The organism is Rhizobium sp. KNZ2-6A (assembly GCF_056755475.1).
This window is the reverse complement of record NZ_JBNDIC010000005.1, coordinates 51,260-71,119: the sequence shown is the minus strand read 5'-3', so window position 1 is coordinate 71,119 and position 19,860 is coordinate 51,260. Positions and strand designations below refer to the sequence as shown.

The following is a 19,860-nucleotide window of genomic DNA, read 5'->3' as shown; positions in this document are numbered from 1 at the left end:
AGTTTGACGTACCTACCCGAATGGGTTGCTGCATTCGCCCGCCACCTACCCGCCGGAGAGCTCGTGCTTCTTTATCTTAAAATGGTCGGTAGCTGCGTGAGCAGCTACCGATATCAGTCGGAAGGGCGAATTGGATGGGTGAGATGGCGTCGGCTTGGAAGCCGGAAGAATCGTTTCCCGTTCAGCGCAGCGACTGAAAGGTCGCACGCAGCTCTGCGGTGAGGAGCTGTGGCTGCTCCCAGGCGGCAAAGTGACCGCCTTTTGGCAAGCGATTGTAGTGAACGAGATTCGGATAGGCCTTGCGGGTCCAGCTTTCCGGCGCGGTGTAGATCTCGTCGGGAAATGCGCTGACACCCATCGGCAGCTCGACGCCCTTTGGGTGGAAGAAGGCGAGCTTGCTCTCCCAGTAGAGGCGGGCCGAGGAGACGGCGGTATTGGTCAGCCAGTAAAGGGTGATGTTGTCGAGGACGTCATCCCGTGTCAGCCCTTCTTGGGAGCCGTCGAAGACGCGCGTGATCAGATCGCGGCTACGATCATCATGGTCGAGCATCCAGGCCGCCAGTCCGACGGGAGAATCCGCCAGTGCATAAAGGGTCTGCGGCCGATTTGCCATTTCCTGGGCATAGCCAAGCCCGTGCTTGTAGAAAAACGCGAGCTGGTCCCATGCGTAGCGTTCGTCGGTCGAGAGACCCGCCGGCATAGGGCCATCGGGCAGAAACTTGGCGATTTCATCCGGGATGGTGGCCGGCATATTGGTATGAACGCCGATCAGTCCTGCCGGCTTCAGGAGCGCCATCTGCTCGGTGACCGCATTTCCCCAATCGCCGCCCTGAGCGACATAGCGGGTATAGCCGAGGCGCCGCATCAGTTCGACCCATGCCCGCGCGACATGTTGCGGATCCCAGCCGGGCACGGTTGGCTTGCCGGAAAAGCCATAACCGGGAAGCGACGGTATGACGACATCGAACGCATCCGCCTCGGTACCGCCATGGGCGGTCGGATTGGTGAGCGGGTCGATGATCTTGAGCTGCTCGATGATGGAGCCCGGCCAGCCGTGAGTGATGATGATCGGAAGAGCGCTCTGATGTTTCGACTTCACATGGATGAAATGGATGTCGAGCCCGTCGATTTCGGTAATGAAGTTCGGCAGGGCATTGATTGCCTTCTCAACCCTGTGCCAGTCGTGATGATTGGCCCAATAGTCGGCGAGCTTTTGCATCGTGGCGAGATTCACGCCTTGCGTCGCGTCTGGAACGGTCTCGCGCTCCGGCCATCTGGTCGCACGAATACGCGAACGCAGGTCGGAAAGCGACTCCTTCGACGTCCGGAACATGAAGGGGCGAATTTTCGGGTCGCCTGCCGCGATGCCCTGCTGCACACGCATGGTGAACGGGACGCTGAAGGCGACTGCGCCCACCAGGGACGAAGCAAGAAAGTTGCGGCGAGCGATGTTGGTTTCGATAATGGACATTGTCTGTCTCCGATCAGGCCAAGTTGACGGCGGCCTCGATGCCGCCGCGAACCATCTTTGAATAGGGGCAGATCGCATGTGCGCGATCGATCAGCGACTGGGCAGTTTCCCGCCCTAGCCCAGGCAGGCTGACGGCGAGCCGGGCGCTGATCGAGAAACCTTCGGTCTCGTCGATATTGAGATCGACCTCAGCATCAACGGCCGTATCGACTGGCAGGGCCACGCCAGCCTCTCCCGCAGCGCGGGCGAGTGCTCCTTCGAAGCAGGCCGACCATCCGGCGGCAAACAATTGCTCGGGATTGGTGCCAGGGCGCTTGGAACCTGGCGTCGCGAGCTGGATGTCGATCCGGCCGTCCGAACTGCGTGCCGCGCCTTCGCGGCCGCCAACGGTGTGAACCTGAGCGGTATAAAGGGTCTTCATGGACATGGTTTTAATCCTTTCCTACGAGGACGTGCCGGCTCGATTTCGATTGACCTGCACGTTTGCAGAAAGGATGTGGGGTTGCGATGTCACGACACAAATGTCATATATACGGCGATTTAAGACATTCATGGTGAGAACGATGCAAACCATCGGCTTCCTGGTCTATCCGAGCTTTCACATGCTCTCTCTGGGTGCCCTGTCGGCGTTCGAATTCGCCAATCGCACGTTGCCGGATCCGGCCTATGAGGTCGTAACGGTATCGATGACCGGTGGATTGGTCCGAAGCTCAATCGGAGTGGGCATCGACACGGTCGAGCTGCGCGAGCAGCGCTTCGATACGCTGATGATCGCTGGAGGTCCGACGATCGTTCCGCCACCGCCTGAACTCATCGAGCACCTGCGAGATGCGGCCAGTCGCCACCGCCGCGTGGTTTCGACCTGCACCGGTGCTTTTGTCCTTGCCGAGGCCGGGCTTCTCGATGGTAAGCGGGCGACGACGCACTGGCTCTATGCACGCGAGCTGGCCGCTCGCTTTCCGGCGATCAAGGTTGAGGAAGACCGCATCTTCATTGTGGACGGCCCGATATGGACATCTGCGGGCGCGAGCGCCGCGATCGATCTGGCGATCGCTCTGGTGGAGCAGGATCACGGCGTGGAAATCGCACGCGCGGTTGCACGCAAGCTGGTCGTCTACCACCGGAGACCTGGAGGCCAGTCGCAGTTCTCCGAGCTTCTCGACCTCACGCCGAAGTCCGATCGTATTCAGCGCGCACTGACCTATGCGCGGCGCAACCTTCAAACGGAACTCTCAGTCACCCAATTGGCCAAAGTGGCAAGCCTCAGTCCGCGCCAATTCAGCCGGTCATTTCTAGCCGAGACCGGACAGCCGCCCGCCAAAGTCGTCGAGCGCCTGCGGGTCGAGGCGGCACGCCTATTGATGGAACAGAGCCGCCACCCGATCGATGTTGTCGCGCGCCAAACAGGCTTCGCCGATCGGGATCGCATGCGGCGAGCCTTCCTGCGCGCCTTCGGACAGCCGCCGCAAGCCATCAGACGAAGCGGGAGAGGCGATCCCATCGATGTCGCCGAGAGCGCTGTCGAGGCTTAGACGCCTCCGGAGCGCCGACACCGACCATAATCAGCGGCTGGCGGCCGCGTTGGACCGCATTCGGAATGCCGATTGCCGCAGGCAGCAGCGCCTTTTCAATTCATCTCGCGAGCCGGTCGCTATGCTTCCTGTACGAAATGCCCCGGAGAAACCTCCCGGTGGATCCGTTTCGGCGGCTTGTAATCGAGCGGCCTTATCGCACTCTTGATCTCATCCGAAGGCTGCGGCACCGGCTGACCGCGGCGCGACGGATCCGGGATCGGCACAGCCGAGATCAGCCGCTGCGTGTAAGGATGCTGCGGGTTATCGAAGATCGCCGCACGCGGGCCTATTTCGACGATTTCTCCAAGAAACATGACCGCGACCCGATGGCTTACCCGCTCCACGACCGCCATGTCATGACTGATGAAGAGGTAGGCGAGTTGGCGTTCCTCCTGCAGCTCCAGCAATAGGTTGGAAACCTGCGCCTTGACCGAGACGTCGAGCGCCGAGACGGCCTCGTCCGCAATGATAAACTTCGGATCGAGCGCCAGCGCCCGGGCGATCGAGATACGTTGACGCTGTCCGCCGGAAAATTCGTGCGGATGGCGGTCGGCCATCTTCGCCGACAGACCGACCTGTTCGAGCAATTCGCTGACCCGCCCCTTCGCTTCGCGCTTGCCTATCACGCCGTGGGCAAGCATCGGCTCCGCGATTGCCGAACCGATGGTGATGCGCGGATTGAGCGATGCGAACGGATCCTGAAAAATCATCTGCGACGTGCGACGCATCGCACGCAATTCGCGTGTATTCGCCTCCGTAACCTCGCGACCGTCGATCACGACCGATCCGGCGGTTGGATTGATCAGCCGGATGATCGCACGCCCGGTCGTCGATTTACCACAGCCGGATTCGCCGACCAGTGAAAGGGTTTCGCCGGGGCGCAGATCGAAGGAAACTCCCTCAACCGCATGGATGCGGCCATTTGGCAGGTCGAACCGGACCGAAAGATCATTGACCTTGAGAATTGGTGCGACCGTCTCGGAAACGCCGCGCATTTCGCGGCCGTCCAACGCCTCGCCGGTCCCCGGATCGACCTCCGGAAAGCGGCGGGGAGCCACGGCATTGCCCATCGTGCCGAGCCGTGGAATGGAGGCAAGCAGCGATTTCGTGTAGATGGCCTTAGGCGCGGCGAAAATCTCGCGCGTCGGGCCGGTCTCGATCATCTCGCCGCGAAACATGACGACTGTGCGATCGGCGATTTCGGCGACGACGCCCATGTCATGCGTGATGAAGAGCACAGCCATGTTCTCTTCGCGTTGCAACTCACGAATGAGATGAAGGATTTCCGCCTGGATCGTAACGTCAAGCGCCGTCGTCGGCTCGTCGGCGATCAGCAGCTTGGGCCGGCAGGCAAGCGCCATGGCGATCATCACGCGCTGGCGCATGCCGCCTGAGAATTTGTGCGGATATTCGTTCAGCCGGGTTTTGGCGGCGGGAATGCGCACGCGCTCCATCAGCCGCACAGCCTCGGCCTCGGCCGCCTGCCAGGAAAGGCTCTGGTGCAGCACAAGCGCCTCTGCGATCTGGTTGCCGATCGTGAACACCGGATTGAGCGATGTCATCGGCTCCTGGAAGATCATGCCGATCGAGCCACCGCGAACCGAGCGCATCTCGGCTTCGGAAACCTTGAGGAGATCCTTGCCCGTAAGCAGGATCCTGCCTTCGCATCGCGCCCTGTCGGGGGGCAGAAGACGCATTGTCGAGAGCGCCGTCACGCTCTTGCCGGAACCGGATTCGCCGACGATGGCAACGGTTTCCCCGGCACTGACCTGCAGATTGATATTGCGGATGACGGCGCGCCAGCCCTCGCTCGTCCTGAACGATGTCGTCAGGTTCTCGATGGCGAGGACGGGTTGAATAGCGGAGGTCATGTCCGTCATGATCAGCTCTCCTTCACAAGGCGCGGATCGACCAGATCGCGCAGGCCATCGCCGAGCAATTGCAACGACAGGACCGAGCAGACGATGGCAAGGCCGGGAAAGACCATGAGCCAGGGCGCGTTGTTCATGAATTCTCGGCCGGAGGCGAGCATGGTGCCCCAGGTCGGCGTATCGGAGGACACGCCGACGCCGAGGAACGAAAGGCTTGCCTCGGCCAACATGGCGGAGGCGAAGACGAAGGTCGCCTGCACCAGAATGGGTGACGCCAGATTGAGCAGGACATGGCGGCACAGGATCTGCCAGGTGGGCAGACCCATGGCGATCGCCGCTTCGATATAGGGCAGCTCCCTCAAAACCAAGGTCGAGCCCCGGACGATGCGGGCAAGTCGTGGCGCGTAGGTAATGCCAAGCGCCAGAATCACGGTCACCAGCGACGGCCCGAGCGCCGCGACCAAGGCGATGGCGAGCAGAATATCGGGAAACGACATCATTGCATCGAGCAGGCGCGAGATCGGGGCGTCGAGTTTGCGGAAATAGCCCGCAATGACGCCAAGAAACACACCGAGCAGCGTCGAAATACACACCACGCCGAGACTAACCAGCAGTGAAACGCGGCCTGCGAAGATCGCGCGCGAGAAGATGTCACGCCCAAACTCGTCGGTACCGAAGATATGAGCGCCCGATGGCCCTTTCAGCTTGTTGACGATCGACAGCTTGTTCGGCGCGTAAGGGGCGATCCACGGCGCCAGGATGGCGGCGAGGACGACGACAAGCAGAATGATGGCGCCCAGCAGCATGGCGCGATTGCCGAAGAGGCGTCGCAGGCCAGTGGCGAACGGCAGAGTGAAAGAAGCGGCCGTCATAGGCGCACCCTCGGATCGACGAAAATATAGAGCGTGTCGACGATGAAATTGATGAGGACGTAGATGGCGGCGACCACCAGAAGCGCGCCTTGGATCACCGGATAATCGCGCCGCAGGACAGCGGACACGACGAGATTGCCGACGCCGGGCAATCCGAAGACGGTTTCCGTGACGACGGCGCCGGCGACGAGCATCGCGACGGAGAGGCCGATGACGGTGATGATCGGGATCAGCGCATTCTTCAGCGCATGCTTCAGGATGACGCGGCGTTCGCTCGCGCCCTTGGCACGGGCGGTGCGCACATAGTCGTCGCCGAGTACATCGAGCATTGCGGCCCGTGTGAAGCGCGTGATCATGGCGGAGTTGACGATACCCAGGGTGATTGCCGGCAGGATCAGATGGTGCAGGCGTTCGAGGAAGTTGGTGTCCGGGCCGCCATATCCGGAGGCCGGAAACCAGCCCTGGCCGACGGCCAGGATCTGGATCAGCATCAGGCCGAGCCAGAAACTCGGCACACTCGCGGCCACCATGGTAAGCACGACGACGATCTGATCGAAGAGCGTTCCGCGCTTGACCGCCGAGATGATTCCGACGGGAAGCGCGATCGCCGTGGCGATCAGAATAGAGAACAGTGTCAGGAAAAAGGTCGGTTCGGCGCGGGCGGCGAGTGCTTGCGTGACCGGCTGGTTGAGAAAGATCGACTGTCCGAGGTCTCCCTTCAACAATCCCAGAACGAACTGGACGTATTGAACCAGCAATGGCGCATCGAGCCCCATCTTGGCACGCAGCTGCGCAATGTCCTGCGGCGTGGCGTCGGCTCCCAGCATCACGGCCGCCGGATCGCCCGGGGTAACCCGGACGATGATGAAGACGACCGTGACGACGAGCGCGAGCACAATCACCATGCCTCCGAGACGTCTCAAAAGCGCCTGGGCGATCTTTGCCATATACTTCAAGCCTTATTTCTTAGGAGCGACGTTCCAGAAATGCGGCCAATAGGTCGGCGTATAACCGGTGACCGACGCGGAGAGCCCCGAAAGGGCATTGAAGTTGCCGACCTTGTAAAGCGGCGCATCGTCGTAGATCACGGTCTGGATGCCTTCCCAGGCCTTCTGCTTGGCATCGTCGCTGGTGGCGTCCATATAGGCCGAGACGACCTTGGCCTTCTGGTCGGACACATACCAGCCGGGATAGCTGTCCGTGATCGTGTTGATCGTCGTGGGATCGCCGGGGAAGTTGGAATGGGTGATGAAGATATCCCATTCCTTCGGGTCGGCCCGGCGGGTGGTCAGCGTCGCCCAATCGACCACCTGCATGTCCACCTTGAAGCCGGCGGCCTCCAGATAGGCCTTGGCGACCTCGCCGATCTTGTAGTGGAATTCGTATTGGCGGCTCGTCAGAATGCGCAATGGCGTACCGTCATAGCCGGCATCCTTCAGAAGCTTTGCCGCCGCTTCGGGATCGCCTTCACCATAGCGAACGACGCCGGCCTCGGTGTGCCAGAACGATCCCTTCGGGAAGATGGAGCCATCGACGCTGAAGAAGCGCTGGTCGTTGAAGGCGGCAAGCATCATGTCGGAGGAGTTGAGCGCGGCCTGCACGGCCTGGCGCAAGGGCTTCTTCGCCAGCAGACCCTGCTTCATATTCATGTTCAGCGAAACCCACCCGGTATTTTCGAAGATCACAGGCTTGGCGTTGCCGCTCTTCTCTATGCGCTCATAGGCGCTGACAGGCAGGGAGTCGGCGAAATCGAACTGTCCGGAAATCAGACCCTCGACGCGGGTATTGGCATCCGGCACGGGCACGAAGCGGATTTCCTTGGCGATAGCTTCGCGTTTGCCGGCATAATTGTTCGGTTCGCCCTCCGGCGACTTGTACCCATCGAAGCGGACAAGCTGGGTGTACTGGTCCGGCTTGCGCTCCTTCAGCATATAGGGGCCGGTACCGATGAAATCGGCAAGCGTATCACTGACCTTTTCCGAGGGAAGGATGATTGAAGACTGCGACAGCGTTGCCAGCAGCGGCGCATAACGCGACTTCAGCTTGATGATGACGGCATGATCGCCATCGGCCGCCAGGCTGTCGACGATGCCGGCGACCTGCTTGCCCTTGGAATTGACATTCATCCAGCGCTTCAGCGAGGCGACGACGTCTTTGGAGTCAAAGTCGCTGCCATCATGGAACTTGACGCCTTCACGCAGCGGGATGCGATAGGTAAGGCCATCGTCCGAAATCGTCGGCATGGCGGCTGCCAGCAGCGGCACGGATTTCCACTGGGCATCGTAGGTATAAAGCGTCTCGAAAATATGCTGATCGACGGTCAGCACGATGTCGGTCGGCGTCTGCATTGCATCGAGCGTCGGCAGCTCACCGATCGTGGCGACGGTCAGGATGCCATCCGAGGATTGGGCGGCCGCCAAGCTGCTCGTGCCGGCAAGCATGGCCAGCGTGATCAAAACGAATGCGCTCTTCTTCATCTCATTCCCCTTCTATTTTTGTTAGCGTTTGGTCGAGTTCGTTTCTCTTGAGGTGGTCAGCCCGGCTCCTCCCGGCTGACTGTTCATGCGTCCAATCCCAACGGATCGGCGATGCGCGGCCACAAATCGAGGCGCGCCTTGCGATAGGGTGTCGTTGCTGGATCCGTGGGATAGGAGGTCGGCGCGGCGACATAGACGATTTCAGAGGAAACCGGCAGGAAACCAGCATGGAAGTGATTGGTCGATTTGACCAGTAGGTAGGCCTTTTCCGTAAAATCGATGCCTTGATTGGAGAAGATATCCGGCTCGTAGGTCTGTGTGCGGCTGGTAATCAGCACGATGTCGATATTGGTCCCGACCGGACGGACGACGGCGGTGCTGCCAAGCACGACGCGGCTATTGCGGAAGCTCTGCCACCCAGCATGGAAGAGCTGCTGCACCGTGACCCGAAGATCAAGCGGCTCGCCGCCTTCCGGACCCGACTTGCCGCCGACGCGCAGGTTGAGCACCGCCCCTTCGCCCGCCGCATGGCAAAAGGTCACCGCGATCGGATCCCAGATCGTCGCAACGGCGAAATCATCCAGGCCGCGCTGCATCATCCGCCGCAGAATATGCGTGGCATCACCCGCAACGCCGCCGCCGGGATTGTCCCAGACGTCGGCGATCGTTACCGGCATCCCCGGGTGCGCGGCACGGATTGCTATCGCCCGATCGAGGCCGGCCTCCGTATCGAACATCGGCATGGCTGCTTCCTTGCGCAGGCCGTAGAGCTCGCGGCCGAGCGAAACGGCCAAGGCATCGCCCCTGGCCTTGTCATTGTCGGTCAAGACGACGATGCGCGTGCCCATATCGGGCAGGTCGCCAGCCATGAAGCCATGGATAACGGAGATGGAAAGCACGCCGTCCTTACCCTCCATCGCCTTCAGCCGGTCGACAAAAGATCTCATCGGCTCCTGGCTGGTGGGAAAGATGGTGATCATGCGGCAATCGAACGACGAGATGACCGGTTTGATGTCGCCCCGGAGCGTGCGAAGTGCCAGCTCGACGACGTGCTCGCCGCGCTCCTCGAAATCGACATGCGGAAACTCAAGAAAGGTCGCCATGATATCGAGATTGGCGACACGCAGCGCGGTCAGATGGCTATGTGGATCGAACTCCGCGGCGACCAGCACATTCGGGCCAACAATATCGCGCACCCGCGACAGAAGATCACCCTCGGGATCGTCGTATCCTTGAGCTGCCATCGCACCATGGAGGCCGAGAACGACGGCATCGACCGGCATCGCCGCGGTCAGCTCGGCAAGGATTTGGTCACGAAGCGTCTCATAGGTCTGACGCTGGATGAGCCCTGCCGGTTCCGCCCAGCAGGAGGTACCCTCGATAGCGACGAACCCTTCCGCTTTGGCACGGCGGCGCAGGATCGGCACGACCGAGGAGCAAAGGGTCGGCGTTTCCGGATGCTCGCCGGGTCCGGCATAAAATGCGGCCTTGAAGGCGTTCATATCGGTCGGAACGGGAGAAAATGTGTTGGTTTCAGTCGCCAATGAGGCGGTGAAAATGCGCATATGCGTTACCCGAATAAACAGAGTTTCGGAGCCGGAAACCGACCAGCACCGGACCATCCTCGCCCATTGCGTTCGAGCGATGCCCGGGACTGCCAAAGCCGCCGTATTGGATGACCGTCCGTGAAATCAAAGGCCGACCGCAGCCGCCATCGACATCGTCGACAGATTTAGCTCCCGTTCGTAAGTTCACCGCTCATCGCTTCTTATGTAATTTATTTTCATCATAATGCGTCAAATACGCGGAAAGTCAACGCCGCATGAATATTTTCAAGAAAATTTGTAATTTTTTTTCTTCGCCGACAAGAACTCTCGCCGAGCTTTCATAGTCGTGTGGGGGACTGCTTTGCGGAATGAAAAGCGCACCTTCGTGCATCGGCAGATGCATGGCGAAACAGTCTGCTGATCGCCGTTTGCAATATTCATCGCCCTGGCGACGGGCATGAATTGGCCACGCCTCAACCATTGGCGAAGCACCTGCCGCGCAGCTAATAAGTAAGATTTCACTTACTTTTCGGCTCTCTGCAAAAGAATGCGCATTTCCTCGAACCGTCGTTTCCGGTCGGCATCCTGGTCATTGGCCGTATAACAGGTGCTCGATACGCAGAATTTGGCAAGGTTATGAGGCTTGTCCGCCTTGTCGAACTCGCATTCGAACGTGTCGCTCATCTCCGAGGGCGCCGTTCCCTGCCGGGTGGAATAAGCCATGCGCACGCCCGGCGGTTTCAGCTCGGGAAAGGATTGGATCGCGCCGATCGAGAGCCCATCGGACAGGAAGAAATTCTTGGCCACCGTTTTGCAGGTTGCCTCAAGATCGGTCGATTGCGCGAATGCGGCCGTCGGGATCAGCGTAAGGGTAAGCAAAACCAGATGTTTGAACACCGGAACCTCCATTGGATACGCTATAGATTCACTTAAGAGCTTGGCTGACAAAGACAAGTAGCGACAGCGTCGTCTTCCACGATCAGCGCACCGGTGGCCGCCTTAGCTGCCAAAATTTTTCGAGCATTCGATCACACCGGGAACATTCGCATTCCGCGCTTGTTCGGCGTGCACGTGGAAACAAGTGTCAACGCCACAGCTGAAACTCATGGAGGAGCGTCATCATGACCGCATCGAAGACAACGACGGACCATGAGGAAATACGCCGCTGGGCGGAAGCCCGCAATGGACATCCGTCTCGCGTCAAGGAAACTGGAGACGGCGGATTGTTGCGGATCGATTTCGGCAAGCCCGAAGAAACTCTCGAAGAAATCTCCTGGGATCGGTTTTTCAAGATCTTCGATCGAAACGACTTGGCATTTCTCTATCAGGACAAGACTGAAGCAGGTGCGGAAAGCCGCTTCAATAAGTTCGTCAGCCGCGCGGCGAGCAAGTAAGCCGAATGCGCCCCTCGAAACATGCCAAAGCAGGTTCCGTACTCAACGACGCCACACCTGAAGCCGGATCGATCCTGATCCGGCCGGCGGAACGGATAAATAAATGTGGGAACCGGCTCGTGTCCATCGGACGTTGGGTCCGATGGCGCTAACGGAGAATGGAGGTCCATCATGCAAGTCAGTGAAGCTATGACACGGGACGTGCGCATTGCCCGTCCCGACCAATCGATCCGGGATGCCGCTTTGATCATGGCGGATATCGATGCCGGCGTGGTTCCGATTGGCGATAATGATCGCCTCGTCGGCGTCATCACGGATCGAGATATCGCCATCCGCGCCATTGCCCGAGGCAAGGGACCGGACGCCAAGATTGCCGATGTGATGAGTTCTGATATCAAATATTGCTTCGAGGACGAAGACATCGATCAGGTCATGCAAAATCTCGGCGACCAGCAACTTCGCCGCCTTCCCGTGGTCAGCCGTGACAAGCGCCTCGTCGGCATTCTGTCTTTGGCGGATATCGCCGTAAAGGCCCGCGATGGAGCGGCCGGATCAGCGCTTTCAGGCATTTCGAGACCCGGCGGCAGGCACACGCAAACCGGCGTCTAGCAGACAAGCCGGCATTTTCTGACTTTGTCGATCGCCCGTCTCCGATAACGAGACGGGCGACTGATTGTTGCTGAAGTGCAAATCGCCGTCCGGAAAGACAGGCCAGCATTCAAGATTGGATGCCCACTCCTCGTATTCTCAGACATTCCCTTCTCCTAAAGATGCGAGGGATCACACCCCTGCGGCGCTAACGCGCCAAACCGTATTGCCAACATCGTCGGCGATCAAAAGACCGCCGGCGTTGTCGACCGCCAGCGGAAATTCCTGAAAGGCTGTTCTACTTGCCGCCCTTCCGCTTGGGATCGTGGCCATGATGACGATCGCGTTCTCCGCCGCCGCCGGAGACCTTGCTGCGGTCGCGCCGGTCTGGCTCCGCGGGCGGCTTCGGAATATTCAATGGCGCCTTGGCATTTTCATGCGATGCGCCGGGACCGCCCTGGCGGATGCTGGCCGGCGTCTTGGTCGAAGTGGACATTGGCACCTCCCTATCGATCCTGTAGATTACCTTGATGGCTGGTGTTGATCCTGCTGTTTCCCTGCTGGCCCTTCTTCTCGGGATCGACCGACATGTCGGGCTTGCGGGGGTCGGATACGGACGGTCTGGCGTGATCGCCGACGCCCTTATCGCTTCGGTTTGCTGAGGGAACCGGTGGTGGTCTGCTACTCATCATGTCCTCCTATCGCTGCTCTCGTCGAAACCTGCCGCGGGAAATCGCGAAGCTGGTGTGCCTGGAGCATTGGCAGCGCTGGTTCGTGTCAAGGGACTTGAGGCGGCGACGCGCGCTGCCTCGTATCGGCAGATGTCGTAAAAACCTGCGTCATCGAATTCCCCTGAATTCGCTCTGGCAATGAGGCCAAACGAAAACTGGGGTTGAAAGTTCCACCCTCGCCTGAACGCTCCCAGTGCGATTGCCCAACGGCCCGCCCTTGCCAAAGCCGAAGGAACAATGCGGCGTGCGGGCGGTTTCATTGGCAAAAGCGAGACGACACCACGGTCTGGCATATCGAACGTTCAGAAGGAGACTGCAATGAAACATCAGCAACCACGCGACGGCGCACCCGGGACTACGGACCAATCACCGCGATGGGAAGGGCCAGCGGGGTCAAAACCAGCCGGATATCTTCCCGCCAAGGACGGCGGGGAGAAAGCGCGCGATGCGCACGGCGAGAATATCGACCATCCCCGCAAGCGCCGAGTGTCCGACGCATTGAAACAGAAGGGCGACAAGTAACGGCGGTGCGCAGGTGAAAACGGAGGTCACTATACCCGATGAGCGCGGCGATGGATCGACGGCCGAGAGCCGTCTCGTGCGGGATTCGGTTGACCTTGGGGAAGCAGGGCGATCAGGCACGGAGACTGGCGATCGGCCCGCCTCGGCAAACGAAGAGATCGTTTATCTTGCAGGTCTTGAAACAGGCATAACCCGCAGAGGAAGCGGCGCAGGCTTTGCCTATTTTGATCGACAAGGACAAAAAATAACTGAGCCGGGAGAACTCGATCGGCTCTCCGCTCTGGCAATTCCCCCCGCCTATACGGATGTGATCATATCGCCGGATGCGAACAGCCACCTGCAGGCGGTCGGCCGTGACGCCAGGGGGCGCAAGCAATACCGTTACCATCCAAGCTGGACCGCCATGCGCGAGAACGAGAAATTTGCGCAACTGGCGGAGTTTGGACGATCACTGCCTGCCATCCGCAAGCGCGCCGATGCCGATCTCAGGCGACGCAAGCCGGGCCTGGCGAAGGGGCTCGCAATCGTGGTTTCGTTGATGGACAATCTCTTTATCCGTATCGGCAACGAGGCCTATGCGCTGGAAAATGGCTCCTATGGCCTGACGACGCTGCGCGGCCGCCATGTCAAAGCAATCGGATCACGCCTGCAGTTCCGCTTCAAGGGCAAGTCCGGCAAGGAATGGCGCCTCAACGTCACGGACAGGCGGATCATCCGCGCCATTCGCATGCTTCAGGAACTGCCCGGCCAGCATCTGTTTCAATATGCCGACGAAAACGGACTGACCCATCCGATCCGCTCGCAGGACGTCAATGCCTATATTCGCGAAGCAACGAGCTGTGACTTCAGCTCGCGCCAATTTCGCATATGGGGCGCCACATGCATGGCAGCAACAGCGCTTTCGCTACTCGAGCCGGCGGACACCGCAAGAGGAAGAGCAAGACAGATCAATGACGTCATCGACGGCGTCGCGGCGAAGTTGGTGAACACACGCGCTGTCTGTCGCAGCTCCTATATCCATCCCCGCGTATTCGAGGATTTCGACAACGGCCGCCTCGGCGCGATCGCCAAAATGCGCGTGCGAAGAGGAGCCGCCATTCTCAAATGGATGGATGAAGACGAATTGGTTGTGCTGCGCTGGCTGGAAGCAATAGGTTGATCGGCCGCCGCGATTTGGATTTCTCACCCCGCCATTTGTCGGCAGCTCTCGGCACATTGACGGCAACTATCGACGCAATCCGCCATGTCGCCGATGCGCTCGCAATCATCGGCGCATTCAAGGCAGATCTCCGCGCATTCGTGGCACAAGTGTGGATGATGGCTTGAGCCGATCAGCATAAAATATGCGGCGGCCTGACAGATCTCCGCGCGGGACATCATTAAGCGGAAGTGGGCAGGTTCCGTGTGCTTGCCGCCGGCCTCCAGGCAATGAAGCATGGCTGTCGAAAGACAGCGGCTGTAACAGCGCAGACAAGCCTCGACACATTGCTGTACGCTGGGATCCGATTGCATCGTCATTCTTCTCGATTTTTTCTTCGCCGCTCGGGAATGCCGCCAAACCGGCGGCTGAGCCGATTGTTCCTCGAGGCCGCCGGGAACTCGATGAGCCTTCAATTGTAGACGTGAGTGCGGAACATGTGGTCTTTCAGATAGTTAAATCTACAGATGCTCGTTCCCGCCAACGAAAGGAGGTGGCTCATGCCGATGATCGCCGGACTTTTCGATGAATATTGCGAGGCAAAGCTTGCCGTCGAGCTGCTGGAAGATGCCGGGATTGCCCCGAAGGACATCTCGATCATTTCGCGCACGCTTGATGGCCGCAGGATAGACGAAAGAGAAAATCAAACGGCGGCGGATGCGACCGCGGGTTCCGGCGTTGGAGCCGTGGCGGGTGCCGCAGGCGGTCTTTTGGCTGGCCTCGGCGTCATCGTGCTTCCCGGTATCGGTCCCGTCGTCGCCGCAGGCTGGCTTATCGCAATGCTGATAGGCGCTGCGGGCGGTGCCGTTCTCGGCGGCGCGACGGGAGGTATCATAGGAGCATTGACCGGTTCAGGCATTTCAAAAGACGATGCCAATGTTTACGCCGAAAGCGTGCGCCGGGGTGGTGCGCTGGTTATCGCCCGTGTCGGACAGGCACAGGTTCCGCTTGCAAATGAAATTCTCGACCGGGTGCCGCGGATCGATATTGCGGCGCGCCGGGCATTCTACGCTCAAAGCGGCTGGGAGCAATTTGACGAGAAGCGCGGCCTTTATGATCCGCCGGATCGTGATCCCATACATTATGCGCCGCCGCCGCGCGTATGAGGCCAGGCGTAGCTAGTAAGGGATCAGGCTCGTACGTCAGCTGCCTTCGCCAGAAGCAGGAGCTGCTTCTCATCGCGGATGCCCTTTTGATACAGCTCGATGATCAATGCCGCCGCAGCTTCCGCTTCCTCGCTGTCGCGCCTGGCATCCCGCTCGACAAGGAAGGCGTCGAAGGCGCGCTGGCAAAGCTTGAGTTCGGCCGGAGCCAACGGATAGGTTCGATTTTGCAGAGATTTTCCGATCATTGCGTTCTCTTTCTATCAAAAAGCCAATGAGACATCGCAGGAGCGCAGTCAAAAGCGACCGGCGTTGACGTCGGCTGCGCGAGAGCTTAGTCCCGCCATCTTTCGCTCGCCTTGGCGGGACGAGACATTCACGTCCGGGAGAATGCCTGGAGCGGACGGAATACCGCTACGCACTTTCCCAGAAATGCTCTAAGGGCGCGATCTCTACTCGGCCGAAAGCACCGGCGGCGCTTGCGGCGGCGTCGTGGCCTGCGTCACGGCCTCGGTCTCATCCGTGTCAGTCGGTTGCTGCCCGTCGCCAAGGATCTCTTGGGCTGCACGATGCCAATGGACAAGATCCTGTCCATCCGGCTGGCCCTCGTCCTGCCATATCTGATAGGCGCGCAAGCGCACGGCTTCTTCCTGTGAAGTCTGGTTCATCGATCGCAATCCTTCGGATGGTATATCGGCACGGCCCAACTCCGCTCACGGCAAGCCGGTGTCTTTGGCTTGCTCACCTCGAGCATTTCCGCATCCCGGACGGAAAACCGCCGCACACTTCTCCTGGAAATGCTCTGAACATATCAAACCGCGGCACCGCGCAGATGTTCCAGGAGTTCTCTCATTTTTCAAAGGAATGCTGCTATCTCGGCAAATTTGATGAGGGTGTCGCGGATCATGAGCGCCGGCTGCCCATAAGCATGCGGCAGAATGGCGGCCATCGGGCCAGCGTTGCCGGGCCGACCGGCAAAGCATTCTCACCTGGATCGGCGCTGCAACTGGAGCCAAAAATATCCGTAGGGCTGAAAAGTGAGCGTATAGGGACGCTTGTCAATGACGGGAAATGCCGCACCGCCAAACAATTCCCTCGGGCGTTGATCTGCATACCGGCGCAGATCGAGATCGGCGGCTTGCGGGACCTTCGAGAGGTTCGCAACACAAAGCACGCGGTCGCCGCGGTATTCCCTGATATAAGCAATGACGGCGGCATTATCCGCGTCTACGAAGCGAATACGACCCCGTGCGAAGGCTTCATGCCCGGAGCGAATTGCCAAAGTGCGACGAATCCAGTTGAGCAGAGAATGCGGGTCGTTCTCTTGCATCGCCACATTGACGGCGCGAAACCCATACCGGGCATCATCGATGGGCGGAAGCGCGAGCGCTTCCGGATCGCCATTCGAAAACCCGCCATTTCTTTCGTCGGACCATTGCATCGGCGTGCGAACACCGTTTCTATCGCCCAATTCGACATTGTCGCCCATGCCGATTTCGTCGCCGTAATAGAGCACGGGGCTGCCCGGCAGCGACAGCAACAATGCCTGCAGAAGCTCGACACGACGCCTGTCCTGATCCATCAAGGGCGACAGACGGCGCCGGATGCCGAGGTTGAGCCGCGCGCGCTCGTCAGACGCATAAGTATTCCACATGAAATTGCGCTCGGCTTCGGTGACCATTTCCAGCGTCAACTCGTCGTGGTTTCTGAGGAAAATGGCCCACTGGCAATCCTCGGGAATATCGTGGGTCTGCTCAACTATCGTGACGATCGGCTGGCGGTCTCCCGTGGCGACCGCCATGAATATTCGCGGCATCAGCGGAAAATGGAAAGCCATGTGGCATTCATCGCCCTTTCCGAAATAATTCCGTGCCTCATCCGGCCACTGGTTGGCTTCGGCGAGAAGGATGACGCCTGGATAGCTCGCATCGAGGGTCTTCCTGATGCGCTTGAGCAGCTCATGCGTTTCTGGAAGATTCTCGTTGTTGGTGTCTTCCCGCTCGACCAGATAGGGAACGGCGTCGAGGCGAAAACCATCCACTCCGAAATCAAGCCAGAAGCGCATGATGCTCAGGAGCGCTTCGATGACCTCAGGATTGTGATAATTGAGATCCGGCTGATGCGAATAGAATCTGTGCCAGAAATAGGCCCCGGCAACGGGATCCCAGCTCCAATTGGATCTTTCGCTATCGACGAAAATAATGCGCGTCTCGGCAAACTTGTCGTCCGTGTCCGACCAGACGTAGAAATCCCGCTCCGTCGAGCCGGCGGGCGCGTGTCTCGCACGTTGAAACCACGGATGCTGATCGGATGTATGGTTGATGACTAGCTCGATGATAACGCGCATCTTGCGCGCATGGGCAGCGTCCACGAAGACCTTGAAATCGGCAAGGGTACCGAACTCCGGGCTGATGCTTTCGTAATCCAGGACGTCATAGCCGTCGTCGCGCTTGGGGGATGGATAGAAGGGCAGCAGCCAGATCGTGTTGACGCCAAGCGATGCCAGATAGTCCAGTTTCTGGGTAAGACCCTCAAAATCCCCAAATCCGTCATCGTTGGCATCGAAGAAGGATTTGACATGCAGCTGATAGATCACGGCATCCTTGTGCCAGGACGGATACCGAAGCTCACGTTCAGTCCGGTTCAATCGGCTGCTCCTCGGGCAATCCCTGTTCGCCAATTCCACACTTCGGAAATTAACGTCGCCCGCCGCCTCTTCAAGGCCACGGATTGTGAATGTCTGCTTCGAAAGTGGAGTTCGGCCGGCTGGTATCCCGGGAACCCGAGAGGATTCTGCGTGTTTGGCTTACTATAGTGGGACGCCCCGGGCCGTTCTCGTGGGTACTCCCTCAAGAAGGAAAGAACGATGTCAAAAAAGAAATCGAAAAAATGGTCACAGCAGGTAACGGACAATAGCGACGCCATGGATCTCGACAAAGACGTCTTCAAACAGCGCAGCGCCAAGAAGATCGCGGATTCTCTCAAGCAGTCCGCAGAGCAAAGCCACCGTCGCAAGGCCAGCCCGTTTCAATCGGCCATGTCCATGCTCAATTTCTATATCAACCGCGCAGGCGACCAACTCTCGAAGTCGAGACGGACGACGCTGGAAAAGGCAAAGGCGGAATTGCGCAAGGATTTTGGCCGCGAACCCTAGATTTCATCTGCGATCGGCTCACGGATGAATCGAGCAGTAGAAATGCGGGAGCAGCGGCAAACTAAAGCGTTGGTTTTACCTAATATTTGTGACCAAGATCTGCAAACCACGCTGATATTTTTCGCCGTTTTTGCCGATTTGTTCGCTTTGCCAGAGATTGTCCTCCAGATCGGCCTTCTTCACCGGCAGTGCCAGTGCATTCGACGCCGCCCGCATGACGAATTCGTCATCAGGCTCGTCCGATCGCCGCGTCAACGCGTCCACGGCGGAGACGATCCTCGGAGGAAAACCCTCTTCTCTCAATCGATCGAGCGTCCATCCCCTTCCCTTCTCGACGACATCGTGAAGATAGGCGACCGTGCGGGCGTCTTCCCCGGAAACGAGAAGCGCGATCCTCTGACAGTGCTCGAAGAAGGGGCGCCCCGTCTTATCGGTCTGCCCTTCATGCGCCTCGAGCGCAATCTGTATGGCTTGGTCAAGATGCTTCATGACATTCAACGCCTCCAGTCATCGCGGATGCCCGCCGAACGGACACGGCGGATCGAATTGCAAGGGATACCAGGACGCAGTCAACGCCCACGTGTCCTGAGCGCCGGGCCGACATCCTACCCTCCTTTTCGGCGGACACGAAGGCCGACGACATTGATTCCTCTATGAGGCGCATCCTGCCAAAACAGCCAATGAACCAAGCTCAAAGCGGATTGTTCCCTCTTCGCCGCCGCGCGGCGCCGGGACCCCTGTCTATTTTCATCGCAATTGGCGGCTTGCCATGCTGATGCCGAATTTTTCTGGTTTTGGCTTCCGACGACTTTGGAAGGGCGCCGCATGGAATTCATCAATCGTTATGTTGATCGACCGTTGCTCGATTGTGGAGCGATGGCGCTACGGACATGGCACGAGCACACGGGCCGATCGCCGCAGAAACTTGCTCCTTTCTGGAATCTCTTCGTCATTTTGTTGCTTCTGTCAGCGAGCAGTCTCTTCCTGGCAGGCACTGCCTACAAGCTGACCTTTGCAACTCTGTTGATGCTCTCCATTCCATCGGTCCGGATGCTGGCGTTCGGTCGCACGACAAGGACCTACAATATCCGCGCCTATCGTGCGCTGGCTGCTATTGCGGTTCGCAAGCGCGAAACCGAATGGGCCGGTCGCCTGACGGTGCTGTTTACCTCGGTCATCTTTCCATTCTGCGTTCACGTCGACGATCAGACGACGGCGTTGTTTCTCCTGGGCATCAGTCTGTGGTTCGCGCTCATTGTGCCGGCAAGGCTGTATTTGGAAGCCGCCGAGCCGCCACCACCGGCTGACGATGGTCGCAAGGCTTACCCGCGAGAAGCAAAGTTCGCCGCTTAAACCTT

Annotated in this window: 23 protein-coding genes and 1 pseudogene; 8 read left to right on the top strand and 16 right to left on the bottom strand. The window is 59.2% G+C overall.

Annotation, left to right across the window (positions count from 1 at the left end):
* Nucleotides 1-181 precede the first annotated feature (181 nt).
* Entirely contained in the window at nucleotides 182-1,471 is a 1,290-nt protein-coding gene (locus ACPYOP_RS05575; RefSeq protein WP_481409397.1) for an epoxide hydrolase family protein, read from the bottom strand.
* 13 nt (nucleotides 1,472-1,484) lie between these two features.
* Nucleotides 1,485-1,898: an organic hydroperoxide resistance protein gene (locus tag ACPYOP_RS05570; RefSeq protein WP_481409396.1), complete on the bottom strand. Its 414-nt coding sequence runs from the start codon at nucleotides 1,896-1,898 to the stop codon at nucleotides 1,485-1,487.
* Nucleotides 1,899-2,034: 136 nt separating this feature from the next.
* On the opposite strand from ACPYOP_RS05570, the gene ACPYOP_RS05565 reads away from it, so the two are divergent.
* A complete protein-coding gene (locus ACPYOP_RS05565) occupies nucleotides 2,035-3,003 on the top strand; it encodes a GlxA family transcriptional regulator (protein ID WP_481409395.1) in 969 nt (322 codons plus the stop codon).
* Nucleotides 3,004-3,122: 119 nt separating this feature from the next.
* On the opposite strand, the gene ACPYOP_RS05560 is transcribed toward ACPYOP_RS05565, so the two are convergent.
* From ACPYOP_RS05560 to ACPYOP_RS05530, 7 genes are all read right to left on the bottom strand, one after another.
* On the bottom strand, nucleotides 3,123-4,916 hold the full coding sequence (locus ACPYOP_RS05560) for an ABC transporter ATP-binding protein (RefSeq protein WP_481409504.1): 1,794 nt from the start codon (nucleotides 4,914-4,916) through the stop codon (nucleotides 3,123-3,125).
* An 11-nt stretch (nucleotides 4,917-4,927) separates the two neighbouring features.
* On the bottom strand, nucleotides 4,928-5,788 hold the full coding sequence (locus ACPYOP_RS05555) for an ABC transporter permease (protein ID WP_481409394.1): 861 nt from the start codon (nucleotides 5,786-5,788) through the stop codon (nucleotides 4,928-4,930).
* The gene (locus ACPYOP_RS05550) at nucleotides 5,785-6,726 is read right to left on the bottom strand and encodes an ABC transporter permease (RefSeq protein WP_481409503.1); all 942 of its coding nucleotides are present in this window, start codon (nucleotides 6,724-6,726) and stop codon (nucleotides 5,785-5,787) included. Before ACPYOP_RS05550 ends, ACPYOP_RS05555 begins: the two co-directional genes overlap by 4 nt.
* Nucleotides 6,727-6,747: 21 nt before the next feature.
* Nucleotides 6,748-8,265, bottom strand: coding sequence for an ABC transporter substrate-binding protein (locus tag ACPYOP_RS05545; protein ID WP_481409393.1), 1,518 nt, complete (start codon nucleotides 8,263-8,265; stop codon nucleotides 6,748-6,750).
* Nucleotides 8,266-8,348: 83 nt separating this feature from the next.
* A complete protein-coding gene (locus ACPYOP_RS05540) occupies nucleotides 8,349-9,830 on the bottom strand; it encodes a M81 family metallopeptidase (RefSeq protein ID WP_481409392.1) in 1,482 nt (493 codons plus the stop codon).
* A 247-nt stretch (nucleotides 9,831-10,077) separates the two neighbouring features.
* Entirely contained in the window at nucleotides 10,078-10,293 is a 216-nt protein-coding gene (locus tag ACPYOP_RS05535; protein WP_481409391.1) for a hypothetical protein, read from the bottom strand.
* 41 nt (nucleotides 10,294-10,334) lie between these two features.
* Nucleotides 10,335-10,709, bottom strand: coding sequence for a hypothetical protein (locus ACPYOP_RS05530; RefSeq protein ID WP_481409390.1), 375 nt, complete (start codon nucleotides 10,707-10,709; stop codon nucleotides 10,335-10,337).
* Between the two features lie 224 nt (nucleotides 10,710-10,933).
* Between ACPYOP_RS05530 and ACPYOP_RS05525 the strand changes: the two genes are divergently transcribed.
* Entirely contained in the window at nucleotides 10,934-11,206 is a 273-nt protein-coding gene (locus ACPYOP_RS05525; protein ID WP_481409389.1) for a hypothetical protein, read from the top strand.
* 171 nt (nucleotides 11,207-11,377) lie between these two features.
* A complete protein-coding gene (locus ACPYOP_RS05520; protein ID WP_481409388.1) occupies nucleotides 11,378-11,815 on the top strand; it encodes a CBS domain-containing protein in 438 nt (145 codons plus the stop codon).
* A 277-nt stretch (nucleotides 11,816-12,092) separates the two neighbouring features.
* Here ACPYOP_RS05520 and ACPYOP_RS05515 read toward each other — a convergent pair whose 3' ends face one another.
* On the bottom strand, nucleotides 12,093-12,290 hold the full coding sequence (locus ACPYOP_RS05515) for a hypothetical protein (RefSeq protein ID WP_481409387.1): 198 nt from the start codon (nucleotides 12,288-12,290) through the stop codon (nucleotides 12,093-12,095).
* Between the two features lie 10 nt (nucleotides 12,291-12,300).
* Nucleotides 12,301-12,483 carry a hypothetical protein gene (locus tag ACPYOP_RS05510; RefSeq protein ID WP_481409386.1) on the bottom strand — a complete coding sequence of 61 codons (183 nt, stop codon included), beginning with the start codon at nucleotides 12,481-12,483 and terminating at the stop codon, nucleotides 12,301-12,303.
* Between the two features lie 360 nt (nucleotides 12,484-12,843).
* Here ACPYOP_RS05510 and ACPYOP_RS05505 point away from each other — a divergent pair, with 360 nt between their 5' ends.
* Complete coding sequence (locus ACPYOP_RS05505) at nucleotides 12,844-13,047, top strand: hypothetical protein (protein ID WP_481409385.1); 204 nt, start codon at nucleotides 12,844-12,846, stop codon at nucleotides 13,045-13,047.
* A 13-nt stretch (nucleotides 13,048-13,060) separates the two neighbouring features.
* Nucleotides 13,061-14,206 carry a DNA topoisomerase IB gene (locus tag ACPYOP_RS05500; RefSeq protein ID WP_481409384.1) on the top strand — a complete coding sequence of 382 codons (1,146 nt, stop codon included), beginning with the start codon at nucleotides 13,061-13,063 and terminating at the stop codon, nucleotides 14,204-14,206.
* 23 nt (nucleotides 14,207-14,229) lie between these two features.
* On the opposite strand, the gene ACPYOP_RS05495 is transcribed toward ACPYOP_RS05500, so the two are convergent.
* On the bottom strand, nucleotides 14,230-14,559 hold the full coding sequence (locus tag ACPYOP_RS05495) for a four-helix bundle copper-binding protein (protein WP_481409383.1): 330 nt from the start codon (nucleotides 14,557-14,559) through the stop codon (nucleotides 14,230-14,232).
* A 186-nt stretch (nucleotides 14,560-14,745) separates the two neighbouring features.
* Between ACPYOP_RS05495 and ACPYOP_RS05490 the strand changes: the two genes are divergently transcribed.
* Complete coding sequence (locus ACPYOP_RS05490) at nucleotides 14,746-15,351, top strand: hypothetical protein (RefSeq protein ID WP_481409382.1); 606 nt, start codon at nucleotides 14,746-14,748, stop codon at nucleotides 15,349-15,351.
* Between the two features lie 23 nt (nucleotides 15,352-15,374).
* Here the strand turns inward: ACPYOP_RS05490 and ACPYOP_RS05485 are convergent, their stop codons facing one another.
* The 3 genes and pseudogenes from ACPYOP_RS05485 to treS form a co-directional block, all read right to left on the bottom strand.
* Nucleotides 15,375-15,596, bottom strand: a complete 222-nt coding sequence (locus tag ACPYOP_RS05485; RefSeq protein ID WP_481409381.1) for a hypothetical protein — start codon at nucleotides 15,594-15,596, stop codon at nucleotides 15,375-15,377.
* Nucleotides 15,597-15,800: 204 nt separating this feature from the next.
* Nucleotides 15,801-16,016: a DUF2934 domain-containing protein gene (locus ACPYOP_RS05480; RefSeq protein ID WP_481409380.1), complete on the bottom strand. Its 216-nt coding sequence runs from the start codon at nucleotides 16,014-16,016 to the stop codon at nucleotides 15,801-15,803.
* Between the two features lie 332 nt (nucleotides 16,017-16,348).
* Nucleotides 16,349-17,995: pseudogene (gene treS / locus ACPYOP_RS05475) on the bottom strand (maltose alpha-D-glucosyltransferase); the annotation flags it as partial.
* Nucleotides 17,996-18,214: 219 nt separating this feature from the next.
* Here treS and ACPYOP_RS05470 point away from each other — a divergent pair.
* Nucleotides 18,215-18,502, top strand: coding sequence for a DUF3175 domain-containing protein (locus ACPYOP_RS05470; RefSeq protein WP_481409379.1), 288 nt, complete (start codon nucleotides 18,215-18,217; stop codon nucleotides 18,500-18,502).
* A gap of 75 nt (nucleotides 18,503-18,577) precedes the next feature.
* On the opposite strand, the gene ACPYOP_RS05465 is transcribed toward ACPYOP_RS05470, so the two are convergent.
* Complete coding sequence (locus ACPYOP_RS05465) at nucleotides 18,578-18,991, bottom strand: HD domain-containing protein (protein WP_481409378.1); 414 nt, start codon at nucleotides 18,989-18,991, stop codon at nucleotides 18,578-18,580.
* Nucleotides 18,992-19,327: 336 nt separating this feature from the next.
* On the opposite strand from ACPYOP_RS05465, the gene ACPYOP_RS05460 reads away from it, so the two are divergent.
* Nucleotides 19,328-19,855 carry a hypothetical protein gene (locus tag ACPYOP_RS05460; RefSeq protein ID WP_481409377.1) on the top strand — a complete coding sequence of 176 codons (528 nt, stop codon included), beginning with the start codon at nucleotides 19,328-19,330 and terminating at the stop codon, nucleotides 19,853-19,855.
* Nucleotides 19,856-19,860 lie beyond the last annotated feature (5 nt).